This window comes from Amycolatopsis sp. NPDC003861, assembly GCF_053605405.1.
In genome coordinates this window covers 1-16,825 of sequence record NZ_JBSGJD010000022.1, presented here as the reverse complement: position 1 = coordinate 16,825, position 16,825 = coordinate 1, and the positions used below count along the sequence as shown (strand labels likewise).

General features: G+C 71.2%; 19 protein-coding genes and 1 pseudogene. 12 read left to right on the top strand and 8 right to left on the bottom strand.

The genetic code is table 11. The annotated features are described in order from the left end of the window. Positions 1-172: 172 nt before the first annotated feature. Both ACWEVN_RS08645 and ACWEVN_RS08640 read left to right on the top strand, forming a co-directional pair. Complete coding sequence (locus ACWEVN_RS08645) at positions 173-850, top strand: hypothetical protein (protein WP_452050776.1); 678 nt, start codon at positions 173-175, stop codon at positions 848-850. Continuing rightward, on the top strand, positions 847-1,236 hold the full coding sequence (locus tag ACWEVN_RS08640) for a hypothetical protein (protein WP_452050775.1): 390 nt from the start codon (positions 847-849) through the stop codon (positions 1,234-1,236). The genes ACWEVN_RS08645 and ACWEVN_RS08640 overlap by 4 nt, the downstream gene beginning before the upstream one ends. Position 1,237: 1 nt before the next feature. On the opposite strand, the gene ACWEVN_RS08635 is transcribed toward ACWEVN_RS08640, so the two are convergent. Then, entirely contained in the window at positions 1,238-1,900 is a 663-nt protein-coding gene (locus ACWEVN_RS08635) for a peptidylprolyl isomerase (protein WP_452050774.1), read from the bottom strand. Between the two features lie 25 nt (positions 1,901-1,925). Next, on the bottom strand, positions 1,926-2,183 hold the full coding sequence (locus tag ACWEVN_RS08630) for a DUF2631 domain-containing protein (protein ID WP_003057577.1): 258 nt from the start codon (positions 2,181-2,183) through the stop codon (positions 1,926-1,928). 94 nt (positions 2,184-2,277) lie between these two features. Between ACWEVN_RS08630 and dxr the strand changes: the two genes are divergently transcribed. The 3 genes from dxr to ispG all read left to right on the top strand — a co-directional run bounded on the left by dxr (position 2,278) and on the right by ispG (position 5,979). Then, entirely contained in the window at positions 2,278-3,480 is a 1,203-nt protein-coding gene (gene dxr, locus ACWEVN_RS08625; RefSeq protein WP_452050773.1) for a 1-deoxy-D-xylulose-5-phosphate reductoisomerase, read from the top strand. Between the two features lie 3 nt (positions 3,481-3,483). Continuing rightward, complete coding sequence (locus ACWEVN_RS08620; RefSeq protein ID WP_449682762.1) at positions 3,484-4,710, top strand: M50 family metallopeptidase; 1,227 nt, start codon at positions 3,484-3,486, stop codon at positions 4,708-4,710. 135 nt (positions 4,711-4,845) lie between these two features. Continuing rightward, positions 4,846-5,979 (top strand): flavodoxin-dependent (E)-4-hydroxy-3-methylbut-2-enyl-diphosphate synthase, encoded by a 1,134-nt coding sequence (ispG, locus tag ACWEVN_RS08615; protein ID WP_310974753.1) that lies wholly within the window; start codon positions 4,846-4,848, stop codon positions 5,977-5,979. Between the two features lie 56 nt (positions 5,980-6,035). Here ispG and ACWEVN_RS08610 read toward each other — a convergent pair whose 3' ends face one another. After that, entirely contained in the window at positions 6,036-6,290 is a 255-nt protein-coding gene (locus ACWEVN_RS08610) for a hypothetical protein (RefSeq protein ID WP_003057586.1), read from the bottom strand. Between the two features lie 82 nt (positions 6,291-6,372). Between ACWEVN_RS08610 and ACWEVN_RS08605 the strand changes: the two genes are divergently transcribed. The 5 genes from ACWEVN_RS08605 to map all read left to right on the top strand — a co-directional run bounded on the left by ACWEVN_RS08605 (position 6,373) and on the right by map (position 11,275). Then, positions 6,373-7,167: a helix-turn-helix domain-containing protein gene (locus ACWEVN_RS08605; protein ID WP_452050772.1), complete on the top strand. Its 795-nt coding sequence runs from the start codon at positions 6,373-6,375 to the stop codon at positions 7,165-7,167. 4 nt (positions 7,168-7,171) lie between these two features. Further along, positions 7,172-7,564 (top strand): VOC family protein, encoded by a 393-nt coding sequence (locus ACWEVN_RS08600; RefSeq protein ID WP_452050771.1) that lies wholly within the window; start codon positions 7,172-7,174, stop codon positions 7,562-7,564. A 120-nt stretch (positions 7,565-7,684) separates the two neighbouring features. Next, a complete protein-coding gene (locus ACWEVN_RS08595) occupies positions 7,685-8,539 on the top strand; it encodes a GNAT family N-acetyltransferase (RefSeq protein ID WP_310974389.1) in 855 nt (284 codons plus the stop codon). Between the two features lie 61 nt (positions 8,540-8,600). Further along, positions 8,601-10,394 (top strand): penicillin-binding transpeptidase domain-containing protein, encoded by a 1,794-nt coding sequence (locus ACWEVN_RS08590; protein WP_452050770.1) that lies wholly within the window; start codon positions 8,601-8,603, stop codon positions 10,392-10,394. A gap of 23 nt (positions 10,395-10,417) precedes the next feature. Next, entirely contained in the window at positions 10,418-11,275 is an 858-nt protein-coding gene (gene map, locus ACWEVN_RS08585) for a type I methionyl aminopeptidase (RefSeq protein ID WP_449682766.1), read from the top strand. 1 nt (position 11,276) lies between these two features. Here the strand turns inward: map and ACWEVN_RS08580 are convergent, their stop codons facing one another. The 5 genes from ACWEVN_RS08580 to ACWEVN_RS08560 form a co-directional block, all read right to left on the bottom strand. Continuing rightward, positions 11,277-12,080, bottom strand: a complete 804-nt coding sequence (locus ACWEVN_RS08580) for an ABC transporter permease (RefSeq protein WP_452050769.1) — start codon at positions 12,078-12,080, stop codon at positions 11,277-11,279. After that, on the bottom strand, positions 12,080-13,036 hold the full coding sequence (locus tag ACWEVN_RS08575; RefSeq protein WP_452050768.1) for an ATP-binding cassette domain-containing protein: 957 nt from the start codon (positions 13,034-13,036) through the stop codon (positions 12,080-12,082). Before ACWEVN_RS08575 ends, ACWEVN_RS08580 begins: the two co-directional genes overlap by 1 nt. 26 nt (positions 13,037-13,062) lie before the next feature. Continuing rightward, the gene (locus ACWEVN_RS08570; RefSeq protein WP_449682769.1) at positions 13,063-13,905 is read right to left on the bottom strand and encodes a DUF4097 family beta strand repeat-containing protein; all 843 of its coding nucleotides are present in this window, start codon (positions 13,903-13,905) and stop codon (positions 13,063-13,065) included. A gap of 55 nt (positions 13,906-13,960) precedes the next feature. Next, positions 13,961-14,449, bottom strand: coding sequence for a hypothetical protein (locus ACWEVN_RS08565; protein ID WP_449682770.1), 489 nt, complete (start codon positions 14,447-14,449; stop codon positions 13,961-13,963). An 81-nt stretch (positions 14,450-14,530) separates the two neighbouring features. After that, positions 14,531-15,214 carry a FadR/GntR family transcriptional regulator gene (locus tag ACWEVN_RS08560; protein WP_452050767.1) on the bottom strand — a complete coding sequence of 228 codons (684 nt, stop codon included), beginning with the start codon at positions 15,212-15,214 and terminating at the stop codon, positions 14,531-14,533. A 47-nt stretch (positions 15,215-15,261) separates the two neighbouring features. Between ACWEVN_RS08560 and ACWEVN_RS08555 the strand changes: the two genes are divergently transcribed. Further along, on the top strand, positions 15,262-16,479 hold the full coding sequence (locus ACWEVN_RS08555; RefSeq protein WP_452050766.1) for a CynX/NimT family MFS transporter: 1,218 nt from the start codon (positions 15,262-15,264) through the stop codon (positions 16,477-16,479). 52 nt (positions 16,480-16,531) lie between these two features. After that, positions 16,532-16,825, top strand: a pseudogene (locus ACWEVN_RS08550) (XRE family transcriptional regulator); the annotation flags it as partial.

The following is a 16,825-nucleotide window of genomic DNA, read 5'->3' as shown; positions in this document are numbered from 1 at the left end:
CAACGTCCTCACCGATTGCCTGCCGCTGCCGTGCGGCGGGCCGATTCGTGCTGCCCGACAACGCTTTCACGAGGGAATTCCATGCGCCAGGGAACGTTTGCCCGGAGACCCGTCACGCTCTGCTGCGCTTTCACCATCGCCCTCAGCGGCGCCGTCGGTCGCGGGCGGGGTCGTGTCCTCGTCGGCCAGCCTGCCGGCGATGGTGGTGGCGTCGTCGACGGACGACGTCCAGGACGGGGACTCCGTCTACGAGAAGGCCAAGGAGTCGGTGCTCGACCCGAGCAAGCCGGTGGTCCAGGACGCGGCCGACCCGGTCGCTTCGGAGCTCGGCGTCGTCTCCGGGGTGGAAACCGATGCCGACGCTCAGCCGTGCGGCACGACCTGCCCCGACGGCGACGGGTACCTGTACCGAGGCCTTCCGGCATATCACTGGCAGTATCTCGAGGCGCTGCAAGGACGTGCGGTCCCCCGGGGCGGTGACAAGACGCTGGAACAGCACGTGGCCTCCAACAAGGCCACTGACAGCGACTACACGTCGTGGACGCACGACTACGAGGGCATGGCGCTGCCCGCGTCGGAAGACGATACCCGAGGAGGGGGCAATATCGTGCTGAGGATCCGTGAAGAGGACGTGCCCGCCGACCGGAACTTCCCGACTCACCGGCACCCGGAGGTCGAGGTGTATCCGGAAGAGCAGGAGCATACGTTGAAGGGGATCATCGACGGCGCGGAGGTCAGTGTCGACCGCGGGCCGTGGTACCGCCCCGAACCTGTCGAAGGCGAGATCGAAGATCCACGGCCTCCGCACCTGCGCACGCCTTGGTTTGAAAGCAGTGGAGGCTGGGAGTGACAAGCGATTCGGATCGTGAACGGCTCGGAGAGCTGCTTTCCGGACTGGCTCCGGCGGAGATCCCGTTGTTGGCGCTCGATGCGCTGGCGGCCGGGGCCAATTGCGAGATCGAGGGGCCGGTGGGGGTGCTGAGGATGAAGTCGCTGTTCGCTCGGCGGGAGCGCAATTCGCGAAACGCAGGTCAACACTCGGTCGGGTTCGTGGACGGTGTCCGCGCGCTGAAGGCGTACAGCGGGACGCACTGCGTCATCGCCCACATCGACGATCGCCCGCGGGGCGGTTACTTCTTCCAGCTGTTCCTGACCCCGGATGTGTCCGGAGTAATTACTTGCTTCGGAGTGAAGCCGGTCCTCCCGGCAAAGGGGGCTTCATCGGAAAGCGAATGACCTACCAGCCGACCGTGGCTCGCTGGATCTTCACCGGCTTCGCCGGCGCCCCGTCCAGCGGCCCGTCCGGGTCGGTCGGGATGATCCCGTCCGCCACCATCCGATCAAGAGCCGACATCCCCCGGATCACCCGCCCCATCACCGAGTAGTTGGCCGGGATGTTCGCGAACGAGTGCACGATGAAGAACTCCGACCCGTTGGTCCCCGGCCCCTGGTTCCCCATAGCGATCGTCCCCCGCGGGTACGTCTCCGAACCCGAGACCTCGTCCGGGAACTTGTACCCCGGCCCACCCTTTTCCACCTCGTAGATGTCCCCGCATTGAAGAACACCAAGGCGAGCGGAGTTGGACAGCCGCCAGCACTGCGACCGGTCATAGAACCGCTGCAAAACCAGCGAGACCATGTTGTGCACCGCGCAAGGCGCCGCCCCGCCACGGTCCAGCCGCACGGTCACCGGCCCGTAATTGAACCGGAACGTCACGTCGACAGTCCCGCGCGTCAAGGCCACCGGCAAAGGACGCACCACCGGCCGCGCGGCCGGGTTCGAGGGCGTCGGCGTGAACTCGCACCGGACCAGCGGCACCGAAGCCGACGCCGGCGTGGCAGGGGCCACCAAGGCACTCAGAACGACACCGACGAGAGCAAGTCCCCAGCGCAGCTTCATGCCGGGGACGTTAGCGAAAAACCGACTACTTGCGCCAGGCCGTGCGCTGCTTGCGGATGTCCAGCACGAGCAGCAGGATCAGGAACAACGACAGCCCCACCAGCCACACGTTCTCGGTGTTGTTCTCGTGGTTGCCCTTGATCATCACCAGCAGGATGATCGCGCTGACCCAGCCGGCGATGCGGGTGGCCTTCGGGAACGAGCCGTGCCAGCCCCAGGCCGCGGACGGCTCGTCGCGCGGGTCGACCTCGGGCCGCCTCTTCTCGACCGCCTTGCCTGCCACGATGAACTCCTCAAACCCCGTGAACCTCGGACCCGCCGATGATCCCACACCTCCGGGTGCGCCGCGGAGACGCCCCGCGCGACAATGACCGGCGATGACTACCTCGCGAAGCGTTCTCGTGCTCGGCTCGACCGGGTCCATCGGCGTGCAGGCCCTCGACGTCGCCGCGCGCAACCCGCACCTGTTCCGGGTGGCCGGGATCGCCGCCGGTGGGGCCGATCCGGCCGCTCTCGCCGCGCAGGCGATCGCCCACGGCGTCGAAGCCGTCGCCGTGACCAGGGCCACGGCCGCCGAGGACGTCCAGCTCGCGCTGTACGCCGAGGCGCAGAAGCGTGGGTACGCGCAGGGTGACTTCAAGCTCCCGCGGCTGTTCGCCGGCTCCGACGCCGTCACCGAGCTGATCGAGGCCGTCGAAGTCGACACCGTCCTCAACGCCCTGCCCGGCTCCCGCGGCCTCGAGCCCACGCTCAAGGCCCTGGCCACCGGCGCCACCCTCGCGCTCGCGAACAAGGAGTCGCTCATCGCCGGCGGGCCGCTGGTGCTCGCCGCCGCGAAGCCCGGGCAGCTCGTGCCCGTCGACTCCGAACACTCCGCCATCGCGCAGGCGCTGCGGGCCGGGAAGGAAAGCGAAGTCGCCCGGCTCGTCCTGACCGCGTCCGGCGGCCCGTTCCGCGGCCGCAAGCGCGCCGAGCTGGCCGGGGTCACCGTCGAGCAGGCGATGGCGCACCCGACCTGGTCCATGGGCCCGCTGATCACGATCAACTCCGCCACCTTGGTCAACAAGGGCCTGGAGCTGATCGAGGCGGCCCTGCTCTTCGGCATCGCGCCGGAGAAGATCGACGTCACCGTGCACCCGCAGTCGATCGTGCACTCCATGGTGACCTTCACCGACGGCTCGACGATCGCCCAGGCCAGCCCGCCCGACATGCGGCTGCCGATCGCGCTCGCCCTGCACTGGCCCGACCGGGTGCCCGGCGCCGCCGCCGCGTGCACCTGGGACACCGCCGCGACCTGGACCTTCGAGCCGCTGGACGACGAGGCCTTCCCGGCCGTCGAGCTGGCCCGCCACTGCGGCAGCGCCGGCGGCTGCCTGCCCGCCGTCTACAACGCCGCGAACGAGGAGGTCGTGGCGGCTTTCCTCGCGCAGAACACCAGCTTCACGTCGATAGTGGACACTGTTTCCGAGGTGGTGGGAGCCGCCGACGAATGGCGTCGCGAACCACGCGACGTGGAGGACGTACTCGCGGCCGAGCGCTGGGCTCGTGCGCGGGCCGGTTCGATCATCGAGGGGAAGTAGCGGGTGCTCGCCTACATCATCGGTGTGGTGCTCTTCGCGCTGGGGATCTGCGTCTCAGTCGCACTGCACGAGGCCGGCCACATGCTGACGGCGAAGGCCTTCGGCATGAAGGTCCGCCGGTACTTCGTGGGCTTCGGGCCCACGGTGTTCTCCTGGCGCCGCGGCGAGACCGAGTACGGCCTGAAGTGGATCCCGCTCGGCGGGTTCTGCGACATCGCCGGCATGACCGCGCTCGACGAGGTGACGCCGGACGAGGCGCCGCGCGCGATGTGGCGGTTCAAGACCTGGAAGCGCACCGTCGTGATGTCGGCCGGGTCGGTCACCCACTTCATCCTCGGCTTCGTGGTCCTCTACCTGATGGCCGTGACCATGGGCCTGCCGAACCTGGCCCCCGTCGACACCACGCCGGTGCTGGCGGCGACGTCGTGCGCGCAGTCGGCGACGACCGAGGCGCAGGCCCAGGCCCAGTCCGACAACCCGGGCTGCCCGCCGGGCGCGGTGCGGCCGGCCGAGGCGGCCGGGCTGCGGGCCGGCGACAAGATCCTCGCGGTCGGCGGGAAGCCGGTCGCCAGCTGGACCGAGATGCTCGCCGCCGTGCAGGCCACCAGCGGCCGGACCCAGTTCGACGTCCAGCGCGGCGACCAGCGGCTCGCGCTCATCGTCGACGTGCCGCAGGTGCAGCGCTGGACCAGCGCCGGCGTCAAGACGGTCGGCATGATCGGCGCGTCCCCGAAGCAGCCGGCGGTCACCACCCAGTACGGCCCGGTCGCCGCGGTCGGCGCCACCTTCAGCTTCACCGGCACGATGTTCGCCGAGACGGCGCAGCGGCTCGTCGAGTTCCCCCAGCGCATCCCCGCCGTCGTCACCGCGATCTTCGGCGGCGAGCGCGACCCGAACACCCCGGTCAGCGTCGTCGGCGCGAGCCGGATCGGCGGCGAGGCCGTCGAGCGGGGCATCTGGGTGCTGTTCTTCTTCCTGCTGGCCAGCCTGAACTTCTTCATCGGCGTGTTCAACCTGCTGCCGCTGCTGCCGCTGGACGGCGGCCACATCGCGGTGGTCTGGTACGAGCGCGTCCGCGACTGGATCCGGGCCCGGCGGGGCAAGGTCGCCGGCGGGCCTGTCGACTACACCAGGTTGTCCGGGATCACGATGGTGCTGGTGCTCATCGGCGGTGCGGTCACGCTACTCACCGTGACCGCGGACATCGTCAACCCGATCCGCCTGCAGTAGCGAACCGCCACGGAGGGTTCCGGCCCCTCCGTGGCGCGCCACACCGCGCGTAACGCTGCTCACCGTGACGGTTGACATGGTGAAGGTGGCCCAGTAGGGGTAGGTACGCTGGAAGCCGTGACCGTCGCACTCGGTATGCCCGCCCTGCCCCCGCCCGTCCTCTCCGAGCGCCGCAAGACCCGCCAGCTCCAGGTGGGCCCGGTCGGTGTCGGCAGCGACTTCCCGATCTCCGTCCAGTCGATGACGACGACGCTCACCTCCGACGTCAACGCGACGCTGCAGCAGATCGCCGAGCTGACCGCCGCGGGCTGCGACATCGTCCGCGTGGCGTGCCCGTCGGCCGACGACGCCGAGGCGCTGCCCGCGATCGCGAAGAAGTCGCAGATCCCGGTGATCGCCGACATCCACTTCCAGCCGAAGTACGTCTTCGCGGCGATCGAGGCCGGCTGCGCGGCGGTGCGCGTCAACCCCGGCAACATCCGCAAGTTCGACGACCAGGTCAAGGAGATCGCGCAGGCCGCGAAGGACCACGGCACGCCGATCCGGATCGGCGTCAACGCCGGCTCGCTGGACAAGCGGATCATGGACAAGTACGGCAAGGCGACGCCGGAGGCGCTGGCCGAGTCGGCGCTGTGGGAGGCGTCGCTGTTCGCCGAGCACGACTTCCACGACATCAAGATCTCGGTGAAGCACAACGACCCGGTGGTCATGGTGCGCGCGTACGAGCTCCTGGCCGAGCAGTGCGACTACCCGCTGCACCTCGGCGTCACCGAGGCCGGCCCGGCGTTCCAGGGCACGATCAAGTCGGCGGTCGCCTTCGGTGCGCTGCTGCGCCAGGGCATCGGCGACACGATCCGCGTCTCGCTGTCCGCGCCGCCGGTCGAAGAGGTCAAGGTCGGCATCCAGATCCTGCAGTCGCTGAACCTCAAGCAGCGCAAGCTGGAGATCGTCTCCTGCCCGTCGTGCGGGCGTGCGCAGGTCGACGTCTACACGCTCGCCGAGCAGGTCACGGCCGGGCTCGAGGGCATGGAGATCCCGCTGCGCGTGGCCGTCATGGGCTGCGTCGTGAACGGCCCGGGCGAGGCCCGCGAGGCCGACCTGGGCGTCGCTTCGGGCAACGGCAAGGGCCAGATCTTCGTCAAGGGCGAGGTCATCAAGACCGTGCCCGAGCACGCGATCGTCGAGACGCTCATCGAAGAGGCCATGCGCATCGCCGAAGAGGCGGGCGAGTCCCTCGGCGAGGGCGCGCCGGTGGTCACCGCCGGCTGACCACTCCCGCTCGGAGCCCTCCTCGCCGGATCGGTGAGGAGGGCTCCGGCGCGTTTTCAGCCCTGCAGATGGTGCTGGGCGGCGTCGCGGATCTGCAGCCGCACGTTCTCGAGCGCGGCGGCGACCTCGTCGATCTGCTGCGAAGCGAGCTGGATGGCGCCCTGGATCGCGGTCGCGGTGGACGTCTCCCCGAGCAGGCCGAGCACCTGGGCCTGGAGGTCTTCGAGGTCGCTCTTCGTGGCGAGCGCGATGCCGGTCGGCACCTGGTCGGCGAGCAGCTCCAGCTGCTGCGCCTGCTCCTGGATCGTCATCGGGTGGTTCCTTCCGCGGTGGGGACGCACGTCCGTGTTATCAGACCCGGAACTGTCGGTGGTGACGTTTACCCTGGCAATCGTGAGCGTGACCTGGGCCATCCACGAACCGCACCCGGTGGTGCGGCCCCTGGTCACGCGCTACGTCGGGTACGCCCAGGACGACGTCACGCTGCCGGTCCACCGCGGGCTGCCGTCCCGGCATGTGACGCTCGTCATCAGCCTCGCCGGGCCGGTGCGGATGGGCGGGCGGAGCCTCCAGGCGCTGGTCGGCGGGCTCCATACGCAAGCGGTGCTGATCCGGCAGGACCGCGTGCAGGAGGGCATCCAGCTGGAGCTCGACCCGCTGGGCGTGCGGACGCTGTTCGGCGTCACGGCGGCGGAGCTGTCCGGCGAGGTGGCCGACCTCGCCGCATTCGGTCTCGGCTCGCTGCCGGATCGGTTGCGGGAGCTGCCGTGGCGCGAGCGGTTCGCGTTGCTGGACGACGTCCTGGCCGCCCGGGCCGTCGAGCCGGTGGTGCCGCCGCCCGAGCTGGGGGAGGCGTGGCGCCGGATGCGGGGCGCGGACGGGCAGGTGCGCGTCGCGGACCTCGCCGAGGAGGTCGGCTGGAGTCGTCGCCACCTGGGCGAGCGGTTCCGCACGGAGCTCGGCCTGGCGCCCAAGCAGGCGGCGCGGGTGCTGCGGTTCGAGCGGGCCGGGCGGCTGCTGCGGCGCGGCCGGACGGACCTGGCGGCGCTGGCCGCGGAGTGCGGGTTCTACGACCAGGCACACCTGACCAACGAGTGGCGTGCGCTGGCGGGCTGCACGCCGGGCACGTGGATCGCCGAGGAGCTCCCGTTCCTCCAAGACCAGGAGGCGGAGGTGGCGCGAAGCTGACGGCATGACTCCTGAACCGAACGTCTGGCCCGCTCTCCGGTACGACGACGCCCCGGCCGCGGTCCGCTTCCTCGTCGACGTCCTGGGCTTCATCGAGGCGCTGGTGGTGCCCGACGGCGAGCTGATCGCGCACGCCGAGCTGCGCTGGCCCGAGGGCGGCGCGGTGATGCTGGGCAGCGTCCGGCCACCGGACGGCGTCCACGACGCGATGAAGCCGGGCGCGTCCGCGGTATACGTGGTCTCGGACCGGGTGGACGAGGTGCACGCGCGGGTGAAGGCGGCGGGCGCCGAGATCACGGCCGGGCTGACGGACACCGAGTACGGCTCGCACACGTTCAGCCTGCGTGACCCGGAGGGCAACTCCTGGACGATCGGCACCTACCGCGGCGCGGCCTGACCCTGCGAAGGACGCGTCCGGGGCCTCCGGCGGCCCGGATGCGGCGTTCGCGGCTGTTCATCTCACCGTGTCGGGAGGCTTGCGTTCCGTTTAGCAGTCGAATCTGGCACCCTGGAGCCCGTGTTGCGGCTTGCAGGTGCACGGCTGCTCGATGATCGGGACTATCCGGCGGTCCGTGCCGCTCTGGCCGCGGACCCGGTGGGCAGCTGCATGGTCAGCGCCCGGGTCGAGGCCGCGGGCCTCGACCCGTGGAGGCTCGGTGGTGAGCTCTGGGCCGCCGACAGCCGTCCGGTCCGGGCCGGACGGCTCCAAGGGCTGTGCTTTTCCGGGCCGAACCTGATCCCGCTGAGGGGCAACGCGCCCGCGTTGCGCTCCTTCGCCGACCGCGCTCTGAGACGGCAGCGCACCTGCTCCTCGCTCGTCGGCCCGGCCGAACAGGTGCTCGGCCTGTGGGACGAGCTCGAAGGCGAGTGGGGCCCGGCCCGGGAGGTCCGCGACGACCAGCCGCTGATGGCCCTCGACGCCACCCCGCTCGTCGCCGCCGATCCGCTGGTGCGGCCGGTCCGGCCGGACGAGCTCGAGCGGTACCTGCCCGCGGCCGTCTCGATGTTCATCGAGGAGGTCGGCGTCGACCCGCGCAGCGGCGACGGCGGGGCCAGCTACCGGGCCCGGGTCACCGAGCTGATCGGGGCCGGTCGCGCGTTCGCCCGCTTCGAGGACGGCGAGGTCGTCTTCAAGGCCGAGATCGGCGCCATGTCGGCCACGGTCGGGCAGATCCAGGGCGTCTGGGTGCACCCCGACCGCCGCGGCGACGGGCTCGGCACCGCCGGCACCGCCGCGGTCGTGAACCGGCTCGTCCGCGGCCTCGGCCGCACCGCCAGCCTCTACGTCAACGCCTTCAACACCCCCGCCCTCGCGGCCTACCGCAAGATCGGCTTCCAGCAGGTCGGCCAGTACGCGACGGTGCTGTTCTAACCACTCTTCCGTGGCGGTGTTGCGAAGCCGTCACAACGCTCTGACCAGGCATGATCCGGCCATGAGTGCACGTCGACACCGTGCTCTCGCGGCACTGCTGCTGCTCGTCGCCGCGACCACGGCCGGGTGCTCGGGCGACGGTCCCGAGGACGCCCTCTCCGCCTTCCTGGACGCCCTCGCGTCCGGTGACGTCGCCGCCGCGGCCGCGAACACCGACTCACCCGATGCCGCCAAGACCGTGCTGAGCCAGGTCCGCGGCGTGCTCGACCCCGAGGCGCTCGACGTCGACGACGAAGAAGTGAAACAGCCGGAGGGCGACGTCGTGACCGCCGGCTACCGGCTCACCTGGCACCTCCCGCACGGCCGCACCTGGTCCTACCGCGCCGACGCCCAGTTGCGGGCGGCCGAGAGCGGCTGGCAGGTGCACTGGCAGCCGACGGTCGTGCACCCCCAGCTCGCCGTCGGCCAGACCCTCGGCATGCTGCCGCAGCTGCCCGAGACGGCGCCGGTCCTCGACCGCGACGGTGTGGCGCTGATGCGCCCGCAGACCGTGATCGGCGTGGTCGTCGACCCGCAGAAGACCGGCGACGCGACCGCGGTCGCCGGGACGCTGGCCAAGGCACTGCACCGGTACGAGCCGTCGGTCACCGGCCGGTCCGTGCTGGACGGGATGAACAAGACCAAACCCGGCGACGCCTACGCGGTGATCACCCTGCGCGCGGGCGACTACCAGCGGGTCAAGCCGGTGATCTACGACCTGCCTGGCGTCCGCTTCGCCAGCCAGGAGCGGCTGCTGCCGGTGACCCGCGGGTCCGGGCAGCAGGTCCTGCCGGGCATCCGCGCGCTGGTCGAGCAGCAGCTGGCCGGGGCGGCGGGCTGGCGGATCGTCACCCGCGACGTCACCGGGGGCGAGGCCGCCGAGCTCAAGGCCGAGCCGCCGCGGCCCGCCCCGGCTGTCACCAGCACGCTCAGCGCGAAGATCCAGGCCGCCGCCGAGAAAGCCCTCGAAACCGAGCCGTACTCCGCGGCGCTGGTCGCCATCCAGCCTTCCAGCGGGGACATCCTCGCCGTGGCCCAGAACGACGCCGCCGACGAGGAGGGCTCGCTGGCCCTGTCCGGGCGTTACCCGCCGGGGTCGACGTTCAAGATCGTGACGGCGGCGGCCGCGCTGTCGGCGGGGGAGGTCGAAGCGGGCAGCCCGGTCGACTGCCCGGGGACGACGACGATCGAAAACCGCGTCGTGCCGAACGAGGGCCGGTTCGACCTGGGCCGGGTGCCGCTGAAGACGGCGTTCGCGCGGTCCTGCAACACGACCTTCGCCCGGCTCGCCGCCGGCCTCGACAAGGCGGCGCTCACCGACACCGCCCGCTCCTTCGGCCTCGGCGCCGACTTCGTCGTCCCGGGCCTGACCACGGTCACCGGGGACGTCCCGGGCAGCGACTCGGCCGTCCAGCGGGCGGAAAACGGCTTCGGCCAGGGCCGGGTGGTGGTCAGCCCGTTCGGCATGGCGCTGGTCGCGGCCACCGTGCAGGCCGGAAAAGTGCCGTCGCCGTCGATCGTCAAGGGCTTGCCCGCGGCGACGCAGAACGTTGGCGACCCGCCGTCGCAGGAGGTCCTGGACGCGCTGCGCGGGATGATGCGGGAGGTCGTCACGGCCGGCACCGCGACCGGCCTGCGGGACATCCCTGACGTCGCGGGCAAGACCGGCACCGCCCAGTTCGGCGACGGCTCCCACTCGCACGGCTGGTTCGTCGGCTACCGCGGCGACCTGGCGTTCGCCGTGCTCCTCACCGACGCCGGGTCGTCGAAACCGGCGGTGCAGGCCGCGCACCGGTTCCTGGCGGGGATCGGCTGAGCGGACCGTCGTAAGGTGGGGGCATGTCCGTTCGTGCTCCGCTCGTTCCCGGCGTCCAGACGCCGCGCCGTGACGTCCCCAGTTCCATCGCCCGTCCCGAGTACGTGGACAAGCCGGCACCGAAGCGGGACACCGGCAACGGCGTGCGCACGCCCGAGGTGATCGAGAAGATGCGGATCGCCGGCCGCATCGCGGCCCAGGCCCTGGAAGAGGGCGGCAAGGCCGTCAAGCCGGGCGCCACCACGGACGACATCGACAAGGTGGTGCACGAGTTCCTGCTCGACCACCACGCCTACCCCTCGACGCTGGGCTACCGCCGCTTCCCGAAGTCGTGCTGCACGTCGCTCAACGAGGTGATCTGCCACGGCATCCCGGACTCGACGGTGATCGAGGACGGTGACATCTGCAACATCGACGTCACCGCCTACATCGGCGGCGTCCACGGCGACACGAACGCGACCTTCCTGGCCGGCGACGTCTCCGAGGAGGCCCGCCTGCTGGTGGAGCGCACCCGCGAGGCGACCATGCGGGCGATCAAGGCGGTCCGCCCGGGGCGTCAGCTGAACGTCATCGGCCGGGTCATCGAGTCCTACGCCAAGCGCTTCGGCTACGGCGTGGTCCGCGACTTCACCGGCCACGGCGTCGGCCCGGCGTTCCACACGCCCCCGACGGTCCTGCACTACGAAGAGCCCTCCGTCGACACGATCATCGAGGAGGGCATGACCTTCACGATCGAGCCGATGATCACGCTGGGCACCATCGACTACGACATCTGGTCGGACGACTGGACCGTCACCACGAAGGACAAGAAGTGGACGGCCCAGTTCGAGCACACCCTCGTGGTGACGGCCGACGGCAGCGAGATCCTCACGCTGCCCTGAGTCAGTGGCTGGTGGCCTTCTTGTAGCAGCGCACCGAAAGCGGCACGAAGACCACCAGCAGCAGCGCGATCCACAGCACCGAAGCCAGCACGGCGTGCTGCATCGGCCAGGCGGCGTGCACCGGCATGGCCGCGCTCGTGTTGCCGAACAGCTCCCGGGACGCCTGGGTGATCGCCGAGACCGGGTTCCAGTCCGCGATCACCCGCAGCGGGGTGGGCAGGCGGCCGCTGTCGACGAACGTGTTGGCCAGGAACGTCAGCGGGAAGATCGCCACGCTGGAGACGTTGTTGAACACCTCGGGCTTGCGGACGGCCAGGCCGAGCGTGCCCATCACCCACGACAGCGCGTAGGCGAACGCGAGCAGCAGGAGCACCCCGCCGAGCGCTTCGAACACGCCGGTGTGGACGCGCCAGCCGACCAGCAGGCCGACCAGGCCCATGATCAGCAGGCTCGTCACGTTCAGGATGAGGTCCGCGGTGGTGCGGCCGATCAGCACCGCCGCCGGGGACATCGGCAGCGATCTGAACCGGTCGATGATGCCTTTCTGCAGGTCGTCGGTCAGCCCGTAGCCGGTGACGATGCTGCCCATCGCCACCGCGAGGACGAAGATCCCCGGGAGCATGAACTCGCGGTACGACATGCCGGGGATGTCGATCACGCTGCCGAAGACGTAGCCGAAGAGCAGCACGAACATCACCGGCATGAACACGATGGACCCGAGCAGGTCCAGCGACCGGACGATCTTGATCGAGTTGCGCTTGGCGACGGTCACGCCGTCGGTGACGGCCATCTGCACCGCGTTCATCACACGGCCTCCTTCGCGGGTTCGGCCGTCTCGTGGCCGGTCAGGGTGAGGAAAACGTCGTCGAGGGTGGGACGGCGGACGCCGACGTCGCGGACGTCGACGCCTTCCGTGGCGAGGATCGCCAGTGCTTCGGTAAGCGCTTTCGCGCCGTGGGTCACGGGCACGGTGAGCCGGAACGCCTCGGCCTGCGGCTCGCCGCTGGCCAGCCGGGCCAGCGCCCGCCGGGCCACGAGGACGTCGTCGTGGGTGCCGACGGTCAGCTCGATCCGCTCGCCGCCGACCAGGTCCTTGAGCTCGTCGGCGGTGCCGCGGGCGATCACGCGCCCGTGGTCGACGACGGCGATGCTGTCGGCCAGCCGGTCCGCTTCTTCCAGGTACTGCGTGGTCAGCAGCAGCGTGGTGCCGCCCGCGACCAGCTCGGTGATGACGTCCCACAGCTCGGTGCGGGCCCGCGGGTCGAGCCCGGTCGTGGGCTCGTCGAGGAACAGCACCGGCGGGTTCGCCACGAGCGCGCCGGCCAGGTCGAGCCGGCGCCGCATGCCGCCGGAGTAGCCCTTCACCGGCCGGTCGGCGGCGTCCTCCAGGCTGAACCGGGCGAGCAGCTCGCGGCCGCGGGCCTTGGCCCGCTTGGTGCCCAGGTGGTAGAGCCGCCCGACCATCTCGAGGTTCTCCGCCCCGGTCAGTTCCTGGTCGACGGCGGCGTACTGCCCCGAAGCGCCGATGTGCGTGCGCAGTTCGTGGGCGTCCTTCACGACGTCGAACCCGGCGACGGTCGCGTGGCCCGCGTCCGGCTTCTGCAACGTCGTGAGGATCTGGACGGTGGTGGTCTTCCCGGCGCCGTTCGGCCCCAGCACCCCCAGCACCGTGCCCTCCGGTACGCGCAGCGACATCCCGTCGAGCGCGGTGACCTTCCCGTACTTCTTGACCAATCCCTCGGCCACGATGGCGTCCGGCATGGATTTCCCCTGTCTGTGTGGAGTCTTCAGGCGCGTCGGATGACGATGTCGCCGGTGTAGGTGTGGGCCTTGACCTCGACGGTCTCGGTGGTGCCGCCCGGCCCGTCGGACGGCGTGAGGGTGTTGCGCACGGACCCGGTCAGCGAGTTCAACTCGAGCCACGCGGCACTGCCTTCGCGGATGCCGACCTCGATCTCGCCGACGGCGGTCTCGAGGACGACCCGGTCGCGGATGACCTCGCCGAGCCGGATGTCACCGGCGGCGGTCTTCGCGTTGACGGCGGCGTGGGCGACGTCGACCAGGATGTCGCCGTTGGCGGTGCTGACGCGCAGGTCGCCGGTCACCTCGCCGACACGGGTTTCGCCGTTGGAGTTCTTGAGGACCGCGGTGCCGTCGATCTCGCGGATCCGCAGCTCGCCGGAGCCGGTGCCGACCTCGGCGTGCCCGGTGGCCCGGTCGACGAAGACGTCACCGGTCGCGGTGTTCGCTTCGAGCCGCGAGGTTTCGTCGAGGTGGATGTTGCCCACGGACGTCTTGAGCCGGCTGTCGCCCAGGCGGCCGGTGACGTGGAAGTCGCCCATCGCCGACGTCGCCTTGACGCGGGAGCCGGCCGGCAGCTCGACCGTGACGTGCAGCGCGCCGCCCTTGCCCCACAGTTTCGTCGTGTACTTCGGGCCCTTGACCAGCAGCTCGCCGTCGGCGAACTCGACGCGGGTCTTGGCGGCGGCTTTGACGTCCTCGTTGTCGCCGGGGTCGGCCGGCTGGACCTCGACGGTGGTCTCGGTGCGGTCGCCGGCGACGATCCGGACGTCGGCCATGCTGACGTCCAGCGTGGCCGTGATCGGCTCGGGGGTGGCGAAAACTGGCATGGCTGCGCCCTCCTGGGGTGCTTTGGGAGTGTTTTGGCTGGTCAGAACGGGCGGGTCAGCGAACCCAGCCGGTGTACTTCTCGCCGTAGACGGACCGGCGGTGCGCGGGCCGGCTCGCGTCGGCGCCGAGTGCGGTGTTCGCGGCCCGGACGAGCCAGGCGTTGATGGAGAGCCGGTCGCGGCTCGCCGCCTCCTCCACTCGCTGTTTCAGCTGGTCGGGGAGCCGCAGGTTGATCCGGGAGACGGCGCCGTCGTCGGCCTCGGGCGGCGGCGGGGCCTCCGCCGGAGCCGGTTCGGGCGCCGTGGGCACGGAAACCGCGAACTCCGCTTCGCGGCGGCGAAGGCGTACTTCGACGGATCCGGGAGCGAGGTCGCGGGTGATCTCGTCGGCCGCGGCCGACAGCGCGTCGAGCAGGGTGAGCCGGATGGCGGACTCCAGCGGGGAGGCCAGCCGCTCGGCCAGGGTGACAGCGTCCTCGCCGGCCGCCTCGGCGGCTACCGCGAACTCGCGGCGGAGGCTGTCCACGAAGGGTGTCAGGTCCATGGCACAAATATGGCACCACGGTGGTGCCACAACAACCCTGAAATGGCACCCTTAGGGGTCATCGATCGATAAAAAAGCAGGTCAGGCCCGTTCGATGCGCTCCAGAAGTTCGTCGAGGAACCCGCAGGCCTCGGCGGCCGCGCGGTCCGGGTCGCGGTCGGCGATGGCCTCGGCGAGACCTTCGTGCCCGATTTCCGGCACGTGGTCCGCGCCCGGCGCGATGCTGGACGTCGTCGCGATGCTCGCCGCGATGACCTCGGTCAGCCCGCGGTAGAGCTCGGTGAGCAGCCGGTTGTGCCCGGCGGCGACCACCGCGCAGTGGAACTCGGCGTCCGTGCGGGCGAAGTCCTGCCACTGGCCGGCTCGCAGGTCGGTTTCGCGGCGCGCGAGCAGGGCACGCAGCTCGGCGACCTCGTCTTCGGTCCGCTCGACGGCCGCGAGCCGGGCGCCTTCGACTTCGAGGGTGCGCCGGACCTGCAGGACTTCACGCAGTTCCGTGCCGCAGAGCCGGCGGATCGCGCCGGACACCTCGCTCGTGGCGCGCACGTAGGTGCCGTCGCCCTGCCGGACCTCCAGGAGCCCGGTGTGCGCGAGCGCGCGCACGGCTTCGCGGACGGTGTTGCGCCCGACGCCGAGCTGCTCGACGAGCTCGGCCTCGGTCGGGATGCGTTCGCCGATCGGCCATTCGCCCTGCGTGACCGCGGTCCGCAGCTGGTCGATGACCTGGTCGACGAGGCCTGCTCGGCGCGTGGTGGCCAGAGGCACAGGATTATCCCTTCATCCAATCATCCTACGTATGCGATAGTAGCGCCATGCCCGTCGAACACCGTGAACCCGAACTGGACGGCGCCATCGAAGTCCGGACGCCCGGCGTGGTCGCCGCCGGCGCGCTGCTCGCGGTCGCGGTGGTGCTGACCGCCCTCAACTTGCGTCCGGCGATCACCGGCGTCGGGCCGATGCTCGCCGAAATGCGCCAGGACCTGGGCACTTCGGTCGTCTGGGCCGGGCTGCTCACGACGTTGCCGACGCTCTGCTTCGCCGGCGCCGGGCTCGCCGCGCCACTGCTGGCGCGCCGGGCCGGGATCGGCGCCGCCATCGCGATCGCGTTGGTCGCCCTCGCCGCCGGGCTCGTGCTGCGCGTGCTCGACGGCCCGGCCGTGGTGCTCGGCGGGACGCTGGTCGCGACCGCCGGGATCGCCCTGATCAACGTGCTGATCCCGGTCGTCATCAAGGACTCCTTCCCGGCTCGGATCGGCGTGCTGACCGGCGTCTACACCGCCGCGCTGCAGGGCGGCGGCGCGCTCGGGTCGGCGGTGACCCCGCGGCTGGGCGACACCCTCGGCGGCTGGCGCCCGGCGCTGGGTGGCTGGGCGGTGCTCGCCGTCGTCGCGCTGCTGGCCTGGATCTTCGCAGCCCGCGGCACCGGCCGGGCCCCGCGGCCCGCCGAAGGCGCCGAGGGCGGCCGGTCGCTGCTGCGCAACCGGCTGGCCTGGATCGTCACCGGGTTCTTCGGCCTGCAGGCGTTCTACGCCTACGCGGCGATGGGCTGGTTCCCGCAGGTGCTGATGGACGCGGGCGTCCCGCGCGAGGACGCCGGGCTGCTGTTCGGCCTGGTCTCGCTGATCGCCGTGCCGATCAGCCTCGTCGTCGCGCCGATGGCGGCCCGGCAGCGCGGGCAGAGCCCGTGGATCGTCGGGCTCGGCGTCTTCGGTGTCGCCGGGACCATCGGGCTGATGCTCGCGCCGTCGTGGTCACCGCTGCTCTGGAGCATCCTCGTCGGGCTCGGGATGAGCACGTTCTCGCTGGCCCTGACCGTGATCGCGTTGCGCGCGCGGACCGGCGCCGACACCGCCCGGCTGTCCGGGATGGCGCAGGGCTTCGGCTACCTGTTCGCCGCGCTCGGGCCGTTCTTGTTCGGCCTGCTGCACGACCTCGCGGGCGGCTGGACCGTGCCGCTGGCGATGCTGCTCGGCCTGCTCGTGGTCCAGCTGGCGTTCGGCGCCCTCGCCGGCCGCCACCGCTTCGTCTGATTCTTGATTGTTAACGGCTTTCGCCCCGGTTGCCGCGACTTAAGATCACCGGGTGGCCGTGCCGGTGCCCGACCTCGGGACGTTGCTGCGCGAGGGCCCCTTCGACGCGGCTCTGCGCGCGGCCATCCGCGCCCGCGGGCTGAGCCTCGACCGGCTCCGCGAGCACCTGCGCACCCGCGGTGTCTCGGTCACGACGGCGACCCTGAGCTACTGGCAGTCCGGCCGCAGCCGTCCCCGGCGGCGTGACTCGGTGCACGGGCTGCGGCAGCTCGAAGCCGTCCTCGAGGTGCCGGCGGGCTCGCTGGTCGCGCTGCTCGGCCCGCCGCGGGCCGGCCGGTCCGCGCCC